This window comes from Pseudoalteromonas sp. SG45-1 (genome assembly GCF_014164135.1).
GTDB classification, from domain to species: Bacteria; Pseudomonadota; Gammaproteobacteria; order Enterobacterales; family Alteromonadaceae; genus Pseudoalteromonas; species Pseudoalteromonas distincta.
On the sequence record NZ_JACJEP010000093.1, the window covers coordinates 1 to 245 of the forward strand.

Annotated in this window: 1 protein-coding gene; it reads left to right on the plus strand. The window is 38.4% G+C overall.

Translation table 11 applies throughout. From position 1 onward, the window contains the following. A partial coding sequence (locus tag H5117_RS20495; RefSeq protein WP_404936139.1) for a hypothetical protein occupies nt 1–245 on the plus strand: 245 nt, incomplete at both ends.

The following is a 245-nucleotide window of genomic DNA, read 5'->3' on the forward strand; positions in this document are numbered from 1 at the left end:
GCTGCAGTTGATACTGCAGATGACTCATTAGTTGAGGAAAGTGACGACTTTGATTTAGACGATATAGATAGCTTAATTGATGAAGCAGCAGTTGATACTGCAGATGACTCATTAGTTGAGGAAAGCGACGACTTTGATTTAGACGACATAGATAGCTTAATTGATGAGGCTGCAGTTGATACTGCAGATGACTCATTAGTTGAGGAAAGTGACGACTTTGATTTAGACGATATAGATAGCTTAAT